The 16,792-nt window shown below is 61.4% G+C and carries 19 protein-coding genes; 2 read left to right on the top strand and 17 right to left on the bottom strand.

The window, feature by feature from the left end; all coding sequences use genetic code 11:
• Positions 1 to 59: 59 nt before the first annotated feature.
• From AC0YKC_RS21430 to AC0YKC_RS21475, 10 genes are all read right to left on the bottom strand, one after another.
• On the bottom strand, positions 60 to 860 hold the full coding sequence (locus AC0YKC_RS21430) for a CBS domain-containing protein (RefSeq protein WP_488512457.1): 801 nt from the start codon (positions 858 to 860) through the stop codon (positions 60 to 62).
• A complete protein-coding gene (ccoS, locus tag AC0YKC_RS21435) occupies positions 826 to 996 on the bottom strand; it encodes a cbb3-type cytochrome oxidase assembly protein CcoS (protein ID WP_320297221.1) in 171 nt (56 codons plus the stop codon). The genes AC0YKC_RS21430 and ccoS overlap by 35 nt, the downstream gene beginning before the upstream one ends.
• Complete coding sequence (locus tag AC0YKC_RS21440; protein WP_488512458.1) at positions 993 to 3,278, bottom strand: cation-translocating P-type ATPase; 2,286 nt, start codon at positions 3,276 to 3,278, stop codon at positions 993 to 995. Before AC0YKC_RS21440 ends, ccoS begins: the two co-directional genes overlap by 4 nt.
• Positions 3,275 to 3,790: a FixH family protein gene (locus AC0YKC_RS21445; protein ID WP_488512459.1), complete on the bottom strand. Its 516-nt coding sequence runs from the start codon at positions 3,788 to 3,790 to the stop codon at positions 3,275 to 3,277. Before AC0YKC_RS21445 ends, AC0YKC_RS21440 begins: the two co-directional genes overlap by 4 nt.
• Entirely contained in the window at positions 3,787 to 5,346 is a 1,560-nt protein-coding gene (ccoG, locus tag AC0YKC_RS21450; protein ID WP_434723552.1) for a cytochrome c oxidase accessory protein CcoG, read from the bottom strand. Before ccoG ends, AC0YKC_RS21445 begins: the two co-directional genes overlap by 4 nt.
• 173 nt (positions 5,347 to 5,519) lie before the next feature.
• Positions 5,520 to 6,383 carry a cytochrome-c oxidase, cbb3-type subunit III gene (ccoP, locus tag AC0YKC_RS21455; RefSeq protein ID WP_434723551.1) on the bottom strand — a complete coding sequence of 288 codons (864 nt, stop codon included), beginning with the start codon at positions 6,381 to 6,383 and terminating at the stop codon, positions 5,520 to 5,522.
• A gap of 2 nt (positions 6,384 to 6,385) precedes the next feature.
• Entirely contained in the window at positions 6,386 to 6,535 is a 150-nt protein-coding gene (locus tag AC0YKC_RS21460) for a cbb3-type cytochrome c oxidase subunit 3 (protein ID WP_278206792.1), read from the bottom strand.
• A gap of 14 nt (positions 6,536 to 6,549) precedes the next feature.
• Positions 6,550 to 7,281 carry a cytochrome-c oxidase, cbb3-type subunit II gene (gene ccoO, locus AC0YKC_RS21465; protein ID WP_320297216.1) on the bottom strand — a complete coding sequence of 244 codons (732 nt, stop codon included), beginning with the start codon at positions 7,279 to 7,281 and terminating at the stop codon, positions 6,550 to 6,552.
• 10 nt (positions 7,282 to 7,291) lie between these two features.
• The gene (gene ccoN / locus AC0YKC_RS21470; protein WP_434723550.1) at positions 7,292 to 8,902 is read right to left on the bottom strand and encodes a cytochrome-c oxidase, cbb3-type subunit I; all 1,611 of its coding nucleotides are present in this window, start codon (positions 8,900 to 8,902) and stop codon (positions 7,292 to 7,294) included.
• A 252-nt stretch (positions 8,903 to 9,154) separates the two neighbouring features.
• Entirely contained in the window at positions 9,155 to 9,868 is a 714-nt protein-coding gene (locus AC0YKC_RS21475) for a Crp/Fnr family transcriptional regulator (RefSeq protein ID WP_488512599.1), read from the bottom strand.
• Positions 9,869 to 9,975: 107 nt separating this feature from the next.
• On the opposite strand from AC0YKC_RS21475, the gene hemN reads away from it, so the two are divergent.
• Positions 9,976 to 11,355, top strand: coding sequence for an oxygen-independent coproporphyrinogen III oxidase (gene hemN / locus AC0YKC_RS21480; protein WP_488512460.1), 1,380 nt, complete (start codon positions 9,976 to 9,978; stop codon positions 11,353 to 11,355).
• 19 nt (positions 11,356 to 11,374) lie between these two features.
• Here the strand turns inward: hemN and AC0YKC_RS21485 are convergent, their stop codons facing one another.
• The 6 genes from AC0YKC_RS21485 to AC0YKC_RS21510 form a co-directional block, all read right to left on the bottom strand.
• Positions 11,375 to 11,806 carry a potassium channel family protein gene (locus AC0YKC_RS21485; protein ID WP_488512461.1) on the bottom strand — a complete coding sequence of 144 codons (432 nt, stop codon included), beginning with the start codon at positions 11,804 to 11,806 and terminating at the stop codon, positions 11,375 to 11,377.
• Between the two features lie 196 nt (positions 11,807 to 12,002).
• Positions 12,003 to 12,449: a group III truncated hemoglobin gene (locus AC0YKC_RS21490; protein WP_488512462.1), complete on the bottom strand. Its 447-nt coding sequence runs from the start codon at positions 12,447 to 12,449 to the stop codon at positions 12,003 to 12,005.
• Positions 12,450 to 12,470: 21 nt separating this feature from the next.
• Positions 12,471 to 13,337 (bottom strand): SUMF1/EgtB/PvdO family nonheme iron enzyme, encoded by an 867-nt coding sequence (locus tag AC0YKC_RS21495; protein ID WP_488512463.1) that lies wholly within the window; start codon positions 13,335 to 13,337, stop codon positions 12,471 to 12,473.
• 68 nt (positions 13,338 to 13,405) lie between these two features.
• Complete coding sequence (gene nirK / locus AC0YKC_RS21500; protein WP_488512464.1) at positions 13,406 to 14,509, bottom strand: copper-containing nitrite reductase; 1,104 nt, start codon at positions 14,507 to 14,509, stop codon at positions 13,406 to 13,408.
• Positions 14,510 to 14,760: 251 nt separating this feature from the next.
• Complete coding sequence (locus AC0YKC_RS21505; RefSeq protein WP_320297209.1) at positions 14,761 to 15,207, bottom strand: pseudoazurin; 447 nt, start codon at positions 15,205 to 15,207, stop codon at positions 14,761 to 14,763.
• 33 nt (positions 15,208 to 15,240) lie between these two features.
• Complete coding sequence (locus tag AC0YKC_RS21510) at positions 15,241 to 15,411, bottom strand: hypothetical protein (RefSeq protein ID WP_320297251.1); 171 nt, start codon at positions 15,409 to 15,411, stop codon at positions 15,241 to 15,243.
• 205 nt (positions 15,412 to 15,616) lie between these two features.
• Here AC0YKC_RS21510 and AC0YKC_RS21515 point away from each other — a divergent pair, with 205 nt between their 5' ends.
• Positions 15,617 to 16,321 (top strand): Crp/Fnr family transcriptional regulator, encoded by a 705-nt coding sequence (locus AC0YKC_RS21515; RefSeq protein ID WP_488512465.1) that lies wholly within the window; start codon positions 15,617 to 15,619, stop codon positions 16,319 to 16,321.
• Here the strand turns inward: AC0YKC_RS21515 and AC0YKC_RS21520 are convergent.
• A complete protein-coding gene (locus tag AC0YKC_RS21520) occupies positions 16,318 to 16,518 on the bottom strand; it encodes a DUF1858 domain-containing protein (protein WP_488512466.1) in 201 nt (66 codons plus the stop codon). The genes AC0YKC_RS21515 and AC0YKC_RS21520 overlap by 4 nt on opposite strands.
• Positions 16,519 to 16,792 lie beyond the last annotated feature (274 nt).

A 16,792-nucleotide genomic window follows, 5' to 3' on the forward strand; every position in this document is an offset into this window, starting at 1 on the left:
ATAGCCCGAAGGGCAAGGCGCATGGCAGACATCGAGCGATCAGCCTGCTGCCACGCTCGTCAGGAGACGAGCACGACCGAGAACGGTCCGGCGTAGAAGAGCTTGTCCGTGACTTTCTTGACCCCGGCGACGTTCTCCGCGGCAACGACGGCGGCCTGTCGCTGGCGCTCGTCGAAAATGGCGCCGTTCAGTTCGACCTCTCCTTTCTTGACGGTGACGCCGATAAGGTCGCCGGCGACGCTCCAGGATTGCTCCCGCAACTCGGCAAGAATGTTCCTGCGGATGACCTCGTCATCGACCGTCGCCGCGCCTGATTTTGGCAATGTGCGAAGGAGGGTGCGCATCAGATCGGAGCGGCTGACGATGCCGACGATCTTCCCCGCGTCAAGGATAGGGACGTTCTTGATGTCGTGGGTCGCCATGAGGTCTACGATCTCGGTGAGCGGAGCACTAGGCGCTGCTGAAACAACGCCAGTGGTCATAACCTCGGCCACTCTGCGGCTGCTCGAACGGACATACTCGTCGGCGAGCTTGCCTGGACCGACAAGAAATTCGAGCCAGCGAGGCCGCGTGCGTCGGGTGCCGAGTTCCCCACGGCGCAGAAAATCGCCTTCGCTGATGACGCCGACCAGCGATCCATCGTCTCCCACGACCGGGAGGCAGCGGATATTCCTGGCCAGCATCAGATCGGCCGCTTCGGCGACCGAGGCAGAGGTGGCGATCGTGACCACCGGCGTCGCCATAATGTCCTGAACTTGCATGGAAATCTCCCGCCTTTCGTCAGTCCTTTTTCCGACGTCGAGGGCATCGGCGCTTTGATCCACATCAGTTTGACGGCCGGCCTTCGCTGTCTCGCCCATCGGGCTCGATCAATATCCGCTCAGCGGCTCCATCGAGATCCTCGTACTGGCCGCTGCGCAAGGCCCACAGGAAGCCAGACAGACCGAGCGCCCCCAGGAACAAGGCTACCGGAATGAGATAGACGAGCGTGGTCACGGATGGGCCGCTCCAATGAGGTCGGTGCGGCGCCTGGCTGGGACCGCTTCAGGTGCCGTCTTCGCCGTTGCCTGAAGCCGCATCGCATTGGCGATCACGATCAGCGAGGAAGCGCTCATTGCGATCGCCGCGATGAGCGGCGTCACGTGGCCCAGAACCGCGATCGGAACGGCGAAGGCGTTGTACACGATCGCAATGGCGATGTTCTGGCGAATGAGCCGGCCGGCCCTGCGCGAGACGTCCATCGCCAAGGGGACCGCAAGGAGGCTTTCGCGCAGGAAGACGAAATCCGCGGCCTGGCGGCCAATGTCGGCCGCGGTTGCCGGAGCCATCGAAACATGCGCCGCTCGCAGCGCCGGTGTGTCGTTTAGGCCGTCGCCCACCATCAGTACCTTGTGTCCGGCGCCGGTCAACGACCCGATCCACTCGACCTTCCCGGAGGGCAATAGAGCCGGGACGAAACTCTCGATCCCCAGCGACTTGGCAACCTCGCCGCAGGCCTTGGCGGTATCTCCGGACAACATGTCGACCGACACCCCGGCGTCCTTCAACTCCCGGATCGTTGCCTTGGCGTCTTGCCGAAGGGCGTCCTCGAATGCGAAGCACGCGACGATATTTCCATTCTTGGAGAGCACGGTGCCGCCGTAACCGCCGAGTTTGCCTTCGCCGCCGGTGCGAGCCTTCCAGCCTGCCCACCCACGCCTTCCGAGGCGCCACGTATTTCCCTCCGTTATGGCTTCGACGCCGAAGCCCGGATGCTCGGTAACGGATTCGACGCTGGGCTGGCCCGAATACCCCGCGTAGCTGGCGATGGCCCTCGAGAACGGGTGGTGGGAATGAACCGCCATGTCTGCCGCGATCGCAAGCATGGTCGGATCGATCGAGGATGCATTCACAAGTTTTGGGCGCCCGAGCGTCAGCGTCCCGGTCTTGTCGAATACCGCCGTGTCGATAGCGGCGAGACGCTCCATCGCCGATCCATCCTTGACCATGACGCCGGCCTCGAAAAGGCGTCTTGCTGCCACGACCTGGACGATCGGCACTGCAAGGCCGAGCGCGCAGGGGCAGGTGATGATCAGCACCGCGATGGCGATGGTGAGAGCCCGGTGCCAGTCGCCGGACGCGACCATCCAGCCAAGGAATGTTACAAAGGCCGCCAGATGGACGACTGGCGCGTAGAGCGCCGATACGCGATCTGCAATGCGACGGTAACGCGAGCGGCCGCCCTCGGCGGCCTCCATCAGCCGAACCATCTCCGCCAGAAAGGAGTCCTTCGCCGCTGCGGTCGCCAGCATCGTCAGCGGACCTGTCAGGTTGAGCGTGCCGGCCTGTACATGGGCGCCGGCACCGACTGCCTTGGGCGCGCTCTCGCCGGAGACGATCGAGCAATCGAGGTCGGAGTTTCCGCTGAGTATGTCGCCGTCGACCGGTATGCGTTCTCCGGCCACGATGAGCAGGCGCAGTCCGGGTGTGAGCTCGGCGACGGGCACATATTCGCGCTTGCCGTCATCGCGCACGACGAGCGATCCCCGCGACGCCAGCCTCGAGAGGCCATTGACGGCCATTCGCGCCCGCTCCCGCATGACATGGTCGAGCGTGCGGCCGATCAGCAGGAAGAAAAGCAGCGAAACCGAGGCGTCGAAATAGGCGTGTTCACCATGATTGATGGTCTCATAGAGGCTCATCGCGTAAGCGAGCGACACGCCCACCACGATCGGCACGTCCATGTTCATGCGGCCATGGCGCAGCGCGTTCGCGGCTGAGCGGAAGTAGATGCCGCCGGCGAAGGCGAGGGCCGGAATGGCGATCAGCGCCGACAGCCAGTGAAAGAGATCGCGCGTCGCGCCCTCGGCGCCAGACCAGACCGACACCGACAGCAGCATGATGTTGCCGGCCGCAAAACCGGCGACGGCGACGGCCCGGATCAACTCCGACAGGGTCCTGTCCTTCTCCTGGATTTCCGGGTCGAACAGATGCGCCTGATAGCCAAGCCTTGAAAGCGCTGCGAAAAACGGCGGGACCTGTTCCCCGCGCCAGCGAACGGATACTCGCTTGGTTGAGAGATTGACGCGGGCGGAATCTATGTTTTCGAGCTTCGTCAGCGCTGCCTCGATCGCCTGGATGCAGCCCGCGCAATGAACAGACGGAACCGACAGGTCCGTCTGGCGACAGCCGCCGTCCAGCGCGCGGCTGGCCAGTTTTATTTCGTCGCTGGACGGCACGGCGGATGCCGCCTCCACGATATCCAGAGCCATCTCGGCCCCTGGCGCGCAACAGCTCATTGCAGGGCTCCGTTCGCGATCATGACGCGGCGGACATCGCGAAATGGAGTGGCAAGGCCCGCGTCGGCATCGATCTCGACGATCCAGACGCCGTCCTTTGGCGTGTGCCGCACGGCAAACTCTTGTGCATCTCCCGGAGCAACACCCGCCGGTGCGGCAAGTGTCAGAGCTTCGTCTTCTGCTTCGTAAGCTGGGTGCCGGAACAATATTCTGACGCCACGCAGCGGCAGCGCTTTGCCGTGTGCATCGACGAGGCTGTAGTGGACTTCTCCAGAGGCGACTGTCAGCTTGCCTGTCCAGCCTAGTGCTGCCTGTGCTCTTCCTTTCTTGGCCTCCTCGTTGAACTGCTGGCTCGCAACATAGGTGTTCTCGACCACAAGTCCGGTCCAGCTCGTCTGGGCGAGCGTGGCCATGGTGACGTTCACTCCAATCACCACCGCGAAAAAGGTGACGATCACGATCAACATGTGCCTGCCGGTGAACTCGTTCGGCTTGTGTATGTTGGTGCTCATTTGCCGTTCTCCGGAGCATTGAAACTGGCAGTGTATTCGGCGGATTCGGAGCTTGCCTGGTCCTGGATATGAAATCCGAAACTTTGCGCCGGGCCCTTGATCAGGTTCGCGGGTTGACGAACGAAAACCTTGAGGACCTTCAGCCGGTCGGGTTCGACCGCAACGGAGAATGAGCGGCTCGGGGGCTGGTCGACACCGACGATGCTCATCTCGCCGCCGTCCAGACCCTGCAGCATGACCTCGATCGTCCGCGGCTCAGGTATCATGTTGAGCAGCTTGACGGTGTAGCCGTTGCGGATCGAGCCGTCCGACAGCGTCACGAACTGAGGATTGCGGTCATGCAGGACATTCAGTTCCAGCCGCTCGCGCGTCAGCAGCGAATAGACGAGGACCAACCCGATAGCCGACCATGCGCCGAGATAGATGTAGGTGCGCAACCGGAAGATCTTGCCAAGATGGAAATGCGCCAGGCCGTCGACGAAAGCGCCGCTCGTTGTTCTTACCAGCGACGGATTGACTGAACTTGTGCCCTCCGCGGTTGCCACCGCCATGTTGGCATTGTAGTCGGCCAGCGTCGCATAGGAAATCAGTCCGCGCTCGCGACCGAGCTTGTCCATGACACCGTCGCAGGCATCGATGCAGAGCGCACAGGTGATGCATTCGAGCTGCTGTCCGTCGCGGATGTCGATCCCCATCGGGCAGACGGCAACGCAGGCGTTGCAGTCGACACAATCGCCAGCCGGCAAACCAGCGGCGAGAGCCTTCTTGGCATGGCGCGAACGCGGTTCGCCGCGCCAGTCGTTGTAGGTCACCGTCAGCGAATTTTCGTCGAGCATGGCGGCCTGGATTCGCGGCCAGGGGCACATGTAGGTGCAGACCTGTTCGCGCATCAGTCCGCCGAACACATAGGTCGTGCCGGTCAGGACGGCGATCGTGACATAGGCGACGGGCGCCGCCGTGCCGGTGACGACTTCGCCGAGCAGCTTCGGCGCGTCGGCGAAGTAGAAGATCCAGGCGCCTCCGGTGGCAACCGCGATGACGAGCCAGATGGCATGCTTGGATACGCGCAAGAACAGCTTGCGGGCGCTCCAAGGGGCGGCTTCCAGCTTGATGCGGGCGTTGCGGTCGCCTTCGATCGCGCGTTCCACGACAAGGAACAGATCTACCCAAACGGTCTGTGGGCAGGCATAGCCGCACCAGGCTCGCCCGACCGTCGATGTGATCAGGAAAAGGCCAACGCCCGCCATCATGAGAAGACCGGCGACGTAGTAGAATTCCTGCGGCCAGATCTCGATGAAGAAGAAATAAAACCGGCGATTGGCCAGGTCGAGGAGAACGGCCTGATCGGGTGCAAACGGGCCACGGTCCCATCGCAGCCACGGAGTCAGGTAGTAGATGCCAAGGGTGATCGCCATCACCAGCCATTTGAACTGGCGGAAGCGGCCTGAGGCCCGCTTCGGAAAAATCTTCCTACGCGCCGCGTAAAGCGGCTGTCGCGTCTTTGCGGAGTTGACCGCTTCGGCCTCGAGCCGTTCTACCTGCGTCTGATCGAGCACGGCGACCTCCAATCGGCGAAAACATTGCCGCCTCTAACGGCCAGTCTTGCAATCGTTCGCGTTGCGTCGCGTTGATGCAGGTCAAATTCAGTTGTCGAAACGAGTCGAGGCCCAGCCACCGCCGGGCCGGGCCTCGTCGCTTGGCGGCCGAGGGCAGAGAACAGCCCCCGCTCCTATTCTCCGCCACCAAGCGAATGGACGTAGACGGCCAGTTCCTTGACTGTCGTCTCGCCGAGTCGGCCGACCCATGCGGGCATCACGCCGTTCTTCGGCGTACGCACCTGCGAAGCGATTGCGGCCTCGCCGGAGCCATGGAGCCAGATCGCATCCGTCAGGTCAGGCGCCCCGAGGTCCCGATTACCTTTTGCGTTGCCGCCGTGGCAGGCGGCACAATTGTCGGCGAAGACCTTCGCGCCCGGCTCGATGAGGCTCTTGTCCCGCACCGGTCCCGAAAGGCTGGCCACGAAGGCGCTGACCTGAGCGATCTGGTCCGGCTTGAGCGCATCGACGAAGGCTGGCATCTCTGACTGGCGGGTATCGGCATCAGCCGCGAACCGGATGCCGTGAGTAATCGTCTGCTGGATCTGTTCCGCCTTGCCGCCCCAAAGCCAATCGTCGTCGTTGAGGTTCGGAAAGTCTGTCGATCCTTGGGCGCCGGAGCCGTGGCACTGGACGCAGTTGACCTTGAATGCAGCACCGCCCGCCGCAACGGCAAATTCGCGCAATGCGTCATCCGCAGCGATCTCCGAGACAGTCTTGGATTGTATTGCCGCGACATACTTGGACTTGGCTGCCTCCGCTGCGGCCAGTTCATTCTTGACGTCGTTGCGGCTGGAGAAACCCAGAACGCCCCTGGTGGCGGAACTCAGCATCGGCCATGCGGGGTAGGCAATCGTGTAGGCGATCGCCCAGGCGATCGTGATGTAGAAGGTTATCACCCACCAGCGCGGCAGGGGATTGTTCAGCTCCTTGATCCCGTCCCACTCGTGACCGGTGGTCGTGACGCCCGAGATTTCGTCGATATGCTCGTTGCTCATGATCAGTCGTCCTGGAGAGGGATCTTGGCGGCGTGATCGGCATGCGCCTTGCCGCCTGGGCGAAGCGCAAAAGCAATGCAGCCGACAAAGAACAGGGCCATGGCAAGCAAGCCCCAGCTATCGGCGAACTCCCGCATCAAATTGTAGTCCATCGGTTGTTTCTCCTTCAGCGGTAGCCGGCGGCTTCGTCATAGTTCTTGAAATCGACCAGTGTGCCGAGCATCTGGAGGTAAGCCACAAGGGCGTCCATCTCGGTGACCTGCTGAGGGTTGCCGTCGAAGTCGCCGGTCTTGGCCTTCGGGTATCTCTTCTCCAGGCCCGACGTGTCCGCGTTGGGATCGGCCTGCGTCATCAGATCCGCATTGGCGTTGGCGATCATCTCGTCGGAGTAGGGGACGCCGACGCGCCGGTTGGCGACGAGATGCGTCGAGAAATCCTTCACCTCGATCGGTTTGTCTTTCAGGAAGGCATAGCTCGGCATGATCGACTCCGGCACGACGGAGCGCGGATCGCTGAGATGCTGGACGTGCCAGCTGTTGGAGTAGCGGTCGCCGACACGAGCGAGATCGGGTCCGGTCCGCTTGGATCCCCACTGGAACGGGTGGTCGTACATCGATTCAGCCGCCAGGCTGTAGTGGCCATAGCGTTCCACCTCGTCCCGGAATGGCCTGATCATCTGGCTGTGGCAGAGATAGCAGCCTTCGCGCACATAGATGTTGCGACCGGCGAGCTCGAGCGGCGAGTAGGGCCGCATGCCGTCGACCTTCTCGATCGTGTTGTCGAGGTAGAATAGCGGCGCGATCTCGACGATGCCGCCGACTGTCACGACCAGCAGGGATCCGACGAGAAGAAGCGTTGCATTCTTCTCGATCAGAGCGTGTCTATCTATCAGGCCCATGTCAGGCTCCTCATTCGGCAGGCTGGAGAGCGGGCGCGGAGCCCGGCAGGGGTTGTTCCTCGCGCTGGTAGCCGCGGATGGTCATGGTGATGTTCCAGGCCATGATCAGGGCACCGGCGAGATACATGGCGCCGCCGGCGGCGCGCATGATGTAGTAGGGATGCATGGCGGCGACGGTCTCGGCGAAGGAATAGACGAGGAAGCCCTGTTCGTCGTACTCGCGCCACATCAGGCCCTGCATGATGCCGGAAACCCACATGACCGCCGCGTAGACGACGATTCCGAGCGTCGCCAGCCAGAAGTGCCACGTCACAAGACGCATCGAGTAGAGCCGCGGACGGTTCCACAGTTTCGGCACCATGTAGTAGATGGCGCCGAACGAGATCAGGCCGACCCAGCCGAGCGCGCCCGAATGGACGTGGCCGATTGTCCAATCCGTGTAGTGGGACAGCGAGTTCACGGTCTTGATCGACATCATCGGACCTTCGAAGGTCGACATGCCGTAGAAGGCGATGGCCGCGACCATCATGCGGACGATCGGGTCCGTGCGGATCTTGTCCCAGGCTCCGGAGAGGGTCATGAGGCCGTTGATCATGCCGCCCCAGGAGGGCATCCACAGCATGATCGAGAACACCATGCCCAGCGTCTGCGCCCAATCGGGCAGGGCGGTGTAGTGGAGGTGGTGCGGGCCGGCCCAGATGTACAGGAAGATCAGAGCCCAGAAGTGGATGATCGAAAGGCGGTAGGAATAAACCGGCCGGTTCACCTGCTTGGGCACGAAGTAATACATCATGCCCAGAAAGCCTGCGGTCAGGAAGAAGCCGACCGCATTGTGCCCGTACCACCACTGGGTGAGCGCATCCTGGACACCTGAGAAGGCCGAGTAGCTCTTGGATCCCAGGAATGATGCCGGCATCGACAGGTTGTTGACGACGTGCAGCATCGCGATGGTGACGATGAAGGACAGGTAGAACCAGTTGGCGACGTAGATGTGCGGTTCCTTGCGCTTCAGGATCGTACCGAGGAAGAGCACAAGGTAGGCGACCCAGACGATGGTCAGCCAGATGTCGACATACCATTCCGGCTCGGCGTACTCGCGGCTTTCGGTGATCCCGAGCAGATAGCCGGTAGCGGCCATGACGATGAAGAGCTGGTAGCCCCAGAAGACGAACCAGGCGAGATTGCCGCCGAAAAGCCGCGCCCGGCAGGTGCGCTGGACGACATAAAGCGAGGTGCAAAGCAGCGCGTTGCCGCCAAAGGCAAAGACCACGCCGGAGGTGTGAACAGGCCGAAGCCGGCCGAAATTGAACCAGGGTTGGATGTTGAGGTCAGGGAAAGCAAGCTGAAGCGCGATAATGACGCCGACCAGCATGCCGACGACGCCCCAGAACATGGTGGCTATGGCACCGTAGCGGATCGGACCATCCATGTAGGCTTCCGGATCGATCGGCGGCGCCGGCTTGAAATCCGAATTGCGCAACAGGATCGCCGTGAAGCCAGCCACGGCGAAGAACAGAACCCACATATGCTGGCGAAAGGGTTCATCCACGCCGAAGCCGGCGGCCACAACAGCGCCAAACGCAAACAGGCCTAGAAGGACCATCTCCGTGCCATATCTCATCGCAAGTCCCCGTCTCGAAAGTTCTGGCGGAAATGCCCGCTCGCGGCACCATTTCGGGATTTCCCATCCGTTAGCCTTGATTCAAGTCAAACGCGGATGACTTTTGTTTTGGGGATCGTTTGCTGTGACCGCTGAAGCATGGCGCCGGCCGTGACGTAACCAAGCAAGGTGCGTCTAGGAAACGACCCGCGGGCCGAAGTCAGGGGGCGTTGGAGCGTCAAAGCTGAAAGACGATTTGATAGGAGGCGCTGATCAGTCGCCGCAGCGCTCTTCGAGTCGAGCTATGCTTGCGAGGCTGATATGCCGCTTGTTCGCGATCCGGATTGCGCCGTCCGATCGCAGCCTGGAGAATTCCCGGCTTACCGTCTCGATGGTCAGCCCAAGAAAATCGGCGATATCCGCACGTGTCAGCGGCAGGTCGAAACTTATCGAGCTTTGCGGATGGTGAGCGGGATCCATGTTCCTGGCGACCATGAGAAGGAAGCTTGCCACCTTCTCGGAGGCGGTCTTGCGCCCCAGTGCCGCCATCCAGTCGCGTGCGTCATCGAGCTCGCTCAGCGCATGTTTCAGCAGTCGACGCCCAAGCTCCGGCGTCTCGTTGATCATTCGATCGATGACCGTCCCTGGAAATGAGCACAGTGTCACATTCGTCAGGGCTTGCGCCTTGATCGATTTTTTTGCCTTGAACGGTCGGCCCAGAAAATCAGGCGCGAAATGGAACCCGAGAATCTGCTGACGACCGTCGGAAAGATTTCTGGTGAGCTTCACCACGCCCGACAACAGGTTCGAATAGGTCCCATCGTCGGACAGTTCCGTGCCCGCCAAGATCTCATGCCTGGATGACGCTTTGGCCAGCTCCGCGAGTTGGCGGGCGTTGAACGCACTGCATAATCCGCCCTGCCGCGCTTCGCAGGGTTTGCAAATCGCGGGAACGTCGGCTTCTTGAGCATCCCGTCTGGCGGCCATTGCATCGCCCATGGTCAAATAGGGATGGCAATTTGCGCTGGTTGTGGCCTGGGCCGCCTTGATCGAAATCAAGGTTTAACCGGCGTCATTCGGGCAGTTTGATCGTCATGACCGCTCCCGCCGCTGCCATCCATTCCCCGCGCCCAACTCAGACCGTGAGCCTCGGCGACAACGTACCGCGTTACACGAGCTATCCCACGGCACCGCACTTTCATCCCGGTGTTGACGCAGTGACGGTTCGCGGGTGGCTGGATGCGCTTGAGGGCGATGACGAGATATCGCTCTATCTGCACATCCCCTATTGCGACCGGTTGTGCTGGTTCTGCGCCTGCCACACCAAGCAGACACGTCACTATGCGCCCGTTGCCACCTTCCTGCGCTCGCTCCACAGGGAGATCGAAACTGTCGGTGGCCTTGTGAACGGCAGGGGCAAGGTCCGCGCTGTTCATTTCGGTGGCGGCTCCCCGACGATGCTGAAGCCCGACGACATCCTCATGCTTGGAAGGGCGTTGCGGGATCGGTTCGACTTCCTCGACGATGCCAGCCTCAGCGTCGAGATCGATCCGAACGACATGGACGAGGGGCGGCTCGATGCCTTCGCAGCGATCGGCATGACGCGAGCGAGCCTTGGTGTCCAGGACTTCGATCCCAAGGTGCAGAAGGCGATCAACCGCGAGCAGAGCTTCGAGCTGACGAAGAGCATCGTCGATGCGGTGCGCGCGCGAGGCGCTCTATCCGTCAACCTGGATCTTTTGTACGGGCTGCCACACCAGACTTGCGAAAGCGTTGCGGCGACGGTCTCCCAGGCGCTTACGCTGGCGCCTGACAGGCTGGCCCTGTTCGGCTATGCGCACGTGCCCTGGTTCAAGAAGCATCAAACGATGATCGATGAGGCGTGGCTGCCCGATTCCGCCGCTCGCCTGGCACAGTCACGGCTTGCCGCCCAAATGATTGTCGATGCCGGCTACGAAGCCTTGGGGCTGGACCACTTCGCCAAGCCGCAGGACGCGTTGGCGATCGCCGCTCGCGCCGGCAAGATCCGGCGCAATTTCCAAGGCTATACCGAAGATCAATGCGAAACCCTTGTCGGTCTTGGCCCGTCCTCGATCAGCCGGTTTCGCCAGGGCTATGCACAAAATATCGTTGCGACCGGTGAGTACGAAAAGGCCGTGGATTCCGGACAACTGGCAATAGCGCGAGGTGTCGAGTTCAGTCTGGATGATCTGGCGCGGGGCTGGATCATCGAGCGTCTGATGTGCAGCTTCGCCTTCTCGGCCGTGGACCTCGTGGAACGATTCGGGGCGGTCGGCCAGACACTGCTCTGTGAGGCGAGCCGCTTGGCCATCAGCGGCGCCGGTCAACTTCTTCGGCTCGATGGTGAAAACTTCGTCGTGCCGGAGGAAAGCCGTCCTCTGGTCAGGACGGTGGCGGCGAAATTCGACAAATATCTTGGCAATGGAATCGGCAGGCATTCGATAGCGGTCTGAGCATGGCTCGGGTCGCAGATCAAAAATGCTCGCCTACCCTGAAAGGGCCGACACGGGTGCCGGCCGCGATCAGATAGGCGGTCGACCAACCAATCAGCAAAAAGCCGTTGATGCCCTCCAGCGCCGCCAACACGCGCCAGCCATGAGCGGGCACCACATCTCCATAGCCGACCGTCGAAAAGGTTATGGTCGAGAAGTAAAGCGCCGTCTCGAAATCGCTCAGGATTCCGAGCAACCGGTAGACTCCGGCCCATAGCCAGACTTCCGCCGTCATCACCGCGAAAAGCCCCATGACCACGGTGATCATGGCCAGAACCCGGCTGCGCCGCCCATGCATGCGGAAGAACGCCACGAGGCGTGCCATCACGTGGGTGATGGCGATCAGGCCGAAAGTGTGGATCAGGACCGTCAGGCTGATGACGATCGTGCCGGTGCAAAGATTGAGGATCATCGGCTGAAACTACGAAGCCGGACCGCCGCGGTCCTTGCGCAAAATCAAGCCCTGCTGCCAACTCGACAAATTCCCTCGCGCCGGCGGGATTGCAGCTGGTGCGTTTCACCGTTTCACGGAACCGGTGAAACGCCCTATCTCTTTGTTTTTACGCAATTCCGGACGGAAAACCGCTTACACTTTTCCTGGAATTGCTCTAGCCGCCAGCTGCGGCGGCGGAGCCGAGGCGGAAGAGCATCGCGAGCTTCAGGCTTGTCGCTATCCGTTCGGCCCGCTCAACGAACACTGCCGCGATGTCGGGGGTGAAGAGCTCGGACGCCGTCTTGCTGAAGAGAGCCAGCCAGATATCGAAGTCTTCTTCAGTGACATCCCTGAGCTTCAAGTGAGCCGGCACCGGCCGTCCATGATAGTCGCCGCTCTTCAGTATCACGGAGCACCAGAAGTCCGTCATCTTCTCCAAATGAGGCTCCCAATCGCCAGTGATTTCTCGAGCGAAGATGGGTCCAAGTCGCTCATCTTTTCGCACGCTGGAATAGAATTCGCGGACCAGCACTCCTATCGAGGCTCGGTCGACGCCGGGGCGGGCCAGGGACTGTTCGGCGGCAGGGCGAACCCTGTCCAGAAAGACCGGCTTTGAAGTCATTCTCGTTCCTTTTTCGAGCAGTCAGGTGAGGCCAAGGCGGCGAAGGACCGCCTGCAGGGGGCTACCGCGATCATGGACAAGGCGAAATCCGAGATTGTCCGGCGGGGTGCCGACCGCGCAGCCGCCGCTTTTGCCGTCGCGGATGAAGTTCGACATGTAAGTGCGGTGGAAACCCTCCACAACATGCACGCCGCAATTGCTGAGCGAACCGGCAACACCATCGCTGGACATCGTCACATGGGCATAACAGGTCGATGTCCATTCCCAGACGTTGCCGGCGATGTCCGCAACATCTTTTGAATTGGTTCCAAATGCCCCGGAAGGCCTTGGTTCGGGATCTGCCTTGCGGCCGAGCGCCGACTCGTTGCGATATTGGGCGAGCCATCGCCTTGCCGGATCGGCCGGGTCGCCTTCACCAGCTTCTATATCGGCCCGAAACCGCTCGGCCGCGGCATAGGCCCACTCGACATCGGTCGGCAGGCGCCACGTCTCACCTGTCTTTGCCGATAGCCACTTCGCATAAGCCGCCGCGTCGAGGAAGCTGACGCCCGTCGCCGGAACGTTGCCGACAATGCTCGAATCGGAAGGCTTGCAGGCGCCGTCCGAAACGCAGCGGTCATAGTCGGATGCGGTCACCTGGAACTTCATGATTTCCAGAGGCGTGTCGATGGTTTCCTTCGCCACGGGCGCAGGCACGGGATGGTTGTCCCTGAGGAACTCGCCTGGCTGCGGGTGTTCGAATGATCCGGGCGTCAGGACTACCAGTTCTACCGTAGCAGCTGGAACCCGGGGCAGAGAGGACGTCCCGTCGATCGCGTTGCTGACACCGAGACCGACGAGGGCGGCGGCAGCAATGGTTCCAAATGTGAAGACAGGATCGAAGGACATGTTCAAAGTCCGCCTGCGGGTGCGACCCGCCGGTCGCGCCGGCAGGTCGCGGGAGGTCTCTTTCCGATTTACGAGGCAATCGCCTTGGGAGCTTCGATCTGCATCATCAGATCGTCGTCCCAGGTTCCATCGACGGTGAAGTGGGCGGTCGCGCCGAGCTCGACAGCCTCGATCAGGTTGTGATTGACATAGGCATAGACGCCAGGCTGCCGGAAGGTATAGAGCGCCGCGCCTGCCGAACCGCCGCGAATGAACCAGGTTTCCATATCCTTGGCGGGCGGGTTCGCGAACTTGCCGCCTTCCCAGACGAAGTCGCCGTGGCCACCGATCAGGTGCGGACGAGTGTCGCGATTTGCCTGAGAGTGGACGATCAGAACCGTTTCCCCGACTTTGGCCTTCATGGCGTTTTCACCGGTCAGCGATCCGGCCTTGCCGTTGAACACGACATGCGTCGGGATCAGGCCGCGCATCACCTTCACTGTGTCGTCATAGTTGTCGCCGGCCGAGTCGTACTTCTTGAATTTCCCCTGCTCGTCGCGCGGAATGTAGAAGTCGTTCTCGCCGATATAGTAGATGCGGTCGTAGCGGACGGGCTTGCCCTTTTCGTCCTTCAGGCCGTCGCGCGGCAGGACCATCACCGCGCCACTCATCCCCGACACGACATGCCACGGGATCATCGCCCCGCCGGGGGCGCAATGGTAGACGAATGTGCCGGAGCGGGTCGCCTTGAAGCGCAACGTCACCTGCTCGCCCGGGTTGATCAGCGTCAGAGCGCCGCCGCCGAGCCCGCCGGTCGCCGCATGGAAATCGATGTTGTGGGCGAGCGTGTTGGTGTCGGGATTGATCAGCGTGAGTTCGAGGTAGTCGCCCTCGTGCACGACCATCAGAGGGCCTGGTATGGAGCCGTTGTAGGTCATGGCGTTGAGCTGCGTGCCGCCAGCATCGATAACCAGCGGCTTTTCCTCGATCTTCATAGTGAACTCGACGACCTTGGGGCCGCCCTTGGCCACCTGATCATGAGCGTGCACGAACGGCGGCGCGACAAGGGTCACCTTCTCGCGCGGCAGCCCGGCCACATCCTTCGCGGCGGCCATTACCGGCGTCGAGCCGATGGTGGCGACGGCGGCGGCGGTTAGAACAGAACCCAGCAAAGCTTCGCGTCTCGTAAGCATGCTTCATCTCCTCGACTTCAATGGTTTCGATGAAGCCAGGATAGTATCTTTGCGCCACACGTCTTTGCGTTTGCGCAAATCTGAAACAAATGAATTTTCACTTTGGAGGCAATTGCCGACAGCGGTCGTTGCGGCTGCAGCGGCGTGCCAGATCGTAAAATGAAAATGGCCGGGTCAGACCTCTCCCCCAGGTCTGCCCGGCCAGTGCTTCCGGCTCGCCACCGCCGGAGGCAGTCCCCTGTGCTGTCGGATCAGTTCGAAGCGGCTTTGGTCGCCTCGGCGAACAGCTCGGCGAAGGCCGGCTTTGCCTTGCCGACCTGCTTGACGGCCTCCGCCGCGTCCAGGTTGACCGGCTTGCCGACGACGATCAGCGCCACCATGCCCATGCCATAGTGGGGAGCGCACTTCACGCCATAGACACCTTCCTTGGTGAGGGTGACCGCGATCTCCTCGCTCGGCTTGCCTTTGAAGGCTTCCGCGCCGTCCGGGATCATGCCCTTGATGATCTCGGCGTTGTGGGTCTTGTCGGTTGGCACGAACTTGATGGTGTCGCCGGGAGCGGCACGGACGAAGTCGGGCTGGAAGACCATCGAGCCCTTGTCACCCTTGTTCAGCATCTGGACGACATGTTCTTCGGCATTTGCAGCGCCGGCAATTGAGAGCAACGCGATCGCCGCGGCAATGAGGGGCAGTTTCATTGGAATAGTCCTTTCTTTTGGTTCACCACGGCATCAACCGTTGCGCCCTTGTAGATCGCCGGACGACTTGGCGATTTGCGCTGGCGCAAATTGCTCGACGAAAATGGGTGGCGCGGCTTGCAGCGACGCCAATAGGAAGAAGGGCCGGAAGCCGTAGGAGAGTATCGCCGGATAGGCGCTTGGCCGCGTGCGCGGAATTGCCATGACATGCCTCGTTGAAATCCGGGCAAAGCGCCCAAGCGGATCTTCTATCCCGGTTCCAGGGAGAGACATTTGCCTCAGCGCAAACAAGAGAGCGACTGGCTGGCGGCAGCGGGACGAGGCTTCCCTTGCCGATAGCCTATCGGTCGTGACACAGTCTGGTCCGCAACTCGGGGGGCTGCGCAGTTGAGTTGGGGAGGGAAGGCAGTTGGCAAGCCTTGATCGGTCATTGATTGCCGGGCTGTCGGTCTTCGAGGGGATCGCTGCGGCGGATCTCGATCGCATAATCGGCCAGGCGAGGTCCATTCGCATCGCCAGGGATCAACCGGTGTTCGAGCAGGAACAGGAGGCGCATTCATTCTTCCTGCTGCTCGACGGCCATGTGCGCGTGGTGAAATCGACTCCAGATGGGCACGAGGTGACCGTGCGCTACATAAGCCCAGGCGAATTGATGGGGATCGCCAGCGCTTTAGGCCGGACGACTTATCCGGCAAATGCCGTAGCGGCCGTCGATTGCGTGGCGCTTGCCTGGCCAAGCCAGCTCTGGCCCGCATTCGCGACCAGCTTCCCGAACTTTAGCGCCAATACCTACAAGGCGGTGGGTGCCAGGCTGCAGGATGCCCACGCACGCGTCATCGAGATGTCCACGGAGCAGGTGGAACAGCGCGTCGCGCATGCGTTGCTCAAGCTGATCAAGCAGTCGGGGAAAAAGACCGAGGAAGGAATTCTGATCGACTTTCCGATTTCACGCCAGGACGTCGCGGAAATGACGGGCACCACGCTCCACACGGTGAGCCGGTTGCTTTCTGCCTGGGAAGACCAAGGGCTCGTCAAGAGTGGGCGACAGAGAGTAGTCGTGATTGAGCCGCATCGGCTCCTCGTCATCGCTGAAGGCCGCGCGGCCAAAACCTAGTCCACATCACTTTGGATCGCTGCCTGCAGGTCGCGGCGAAGCTGATCCTCGTCGAGATCATGCTCGCGCGCCGCATCGGAAACGGTGTGGAAGGAAGCGATCGGGCAGCCGACGCACAGCATTCCGTGCTGGAGAACGACGCGGATTGCCGCCGGCGTCTCGCGCATGATCCCGTCCATCGTCGCATCGTCGTTCAACTTGCGTTTCATGCCGATTATCTGCATTTGCACGCAAACCATCCTGACTGAGTTTTATGGCGCGTTCGTTGCTCTGAAACAAACATAGCGCTGTCTTGCCTTGCGCGACGAAACCGCAGCTCGACGTGAGATTTGAAGCTGCAGCCAGCCTGCCTTGGCATTTTGCGATGGATCAAAGCTCGACGTTTCTTCGCCGTATAGATCGAGGACGTCCGGTCTTGACACCGACCGGTCATGAACCGGTGGCAGCGTCGATGCGTTGTGCTTTCAGCCG

The sequence above is a fragment of the Mesorhizobium sp. CNPSo 4661 genome (assembly GCF_057784215.1).

Excerpts from the sequence above, each read along its gene's own strand:
- AC0YKC_RS21430 (WP_488512457.1), bottom strand. The coding sequence starts at position 860 with ATGGGCGAGACAGCGAAGGCCGGCCGTCAAACTGATGTGGATCAAAGC.
- AC0YKC_RS21440 (WP_488512458.1), bottom strand. The coding sequence starts at position 3,278 with ATGAGCTGTTGCGCGCCAGGGGCCGAGATGGCTCTGGATATCGTGGAG.
- AC0YKC_RS21445 (WP_488512459.1), bottom strand. The coding sequence starts at position 3,790 with ATGAGCACCAACATACACAAGCCGAACGAGTTCACCGGCAGGCACATG.
- ccoP (WP_434723551.1), bottom strand. The coding sequence starts at position 6,383 with ATGAGCAACGAGCATATCGACGAAATCTCGGGCGTCACGACCACCGGT.
- AC0YKC_RS21460 (WP_278206792.1), bottom strand. The coding sequence starts at position 6,535 with ATGGACTACAATTTGATGCGGGAGTTCGCCGATAGCTGGGGCTTGCTT.
- ccoO (WP_320297216.1), bottom strand. The coding sequence starts at position 7,281 with ATGGGCCTGATAGATAGACACGCTCTGATCGAGAAGAATGCAACGCTT.
- ccoN (WP_434723550.1), bottom strand. The coding sequence starts at position 8,902 with ATGAGATATGGCACGGAGATGGTCCTTCTAGGCCTGTTTGCGTTTGGC.
- AC0YKC_RS21475 (WP_488512599.1), bottom strand. The coding sequence starts at position 9,868 with ATGGCCGCCAGACGGGATGCTCAAGAAGCCGACGTTCCCGCGATTTGC.
- hemN (WP_488512460.1), top strand. The coding sequence starts at position 9,976 with ATGACCGCTCCCGCCGCTGCCATCCATTCCCCGCGCCCAACTCAGACC.
- AC0YKC_RS21485 (WP_488512461.1), bottom strand. The coding sequence starts at position 11,806 with ATGATCCTCAATCTTTGCACCGGCACGATCGTCATCAGCCTGACGGTC.
- AC0YKC_RS21490 (WP_488512462.1), bottom strand. The coding sequence starts at position 12,449 with ATGACTTCAAAGCCGGTCTTTCTGGACAGGGTTCGCCCTGCCGCCGAA.
- AC0YKC_RS21495 (WP_488512463.1), bottom strand. The coding sequence starts at position 13,337 with ATGTCCTTCGATCCTGTCTTCACATTTGGAACCATTGCTGCCGCCGCC.
- nirK (WP_488512464.1), bottom strand. The coding sequence starts at position 14,509 with ATGCTTACGAGACGCGAAGCTTTGCTGGGTTCTGTTCTAACCGCCGCC.
- AC0YKC_RS21505 (WP_320297209.1), bottom strand. The coding sequence starts at position 15,207 with ATGAAACTGCCCCTCATTGCCGCGGCGATCGCGTTGCTCTCAATTGCC.
- AC0YKC_RS21510 (WP_320297251.1), bottom strand. The coding sequence starts at position 15,411 with ATGGCAATTCCGCGCACGCGGCCAAGCGCCTATCCGGCGATACTCTCC.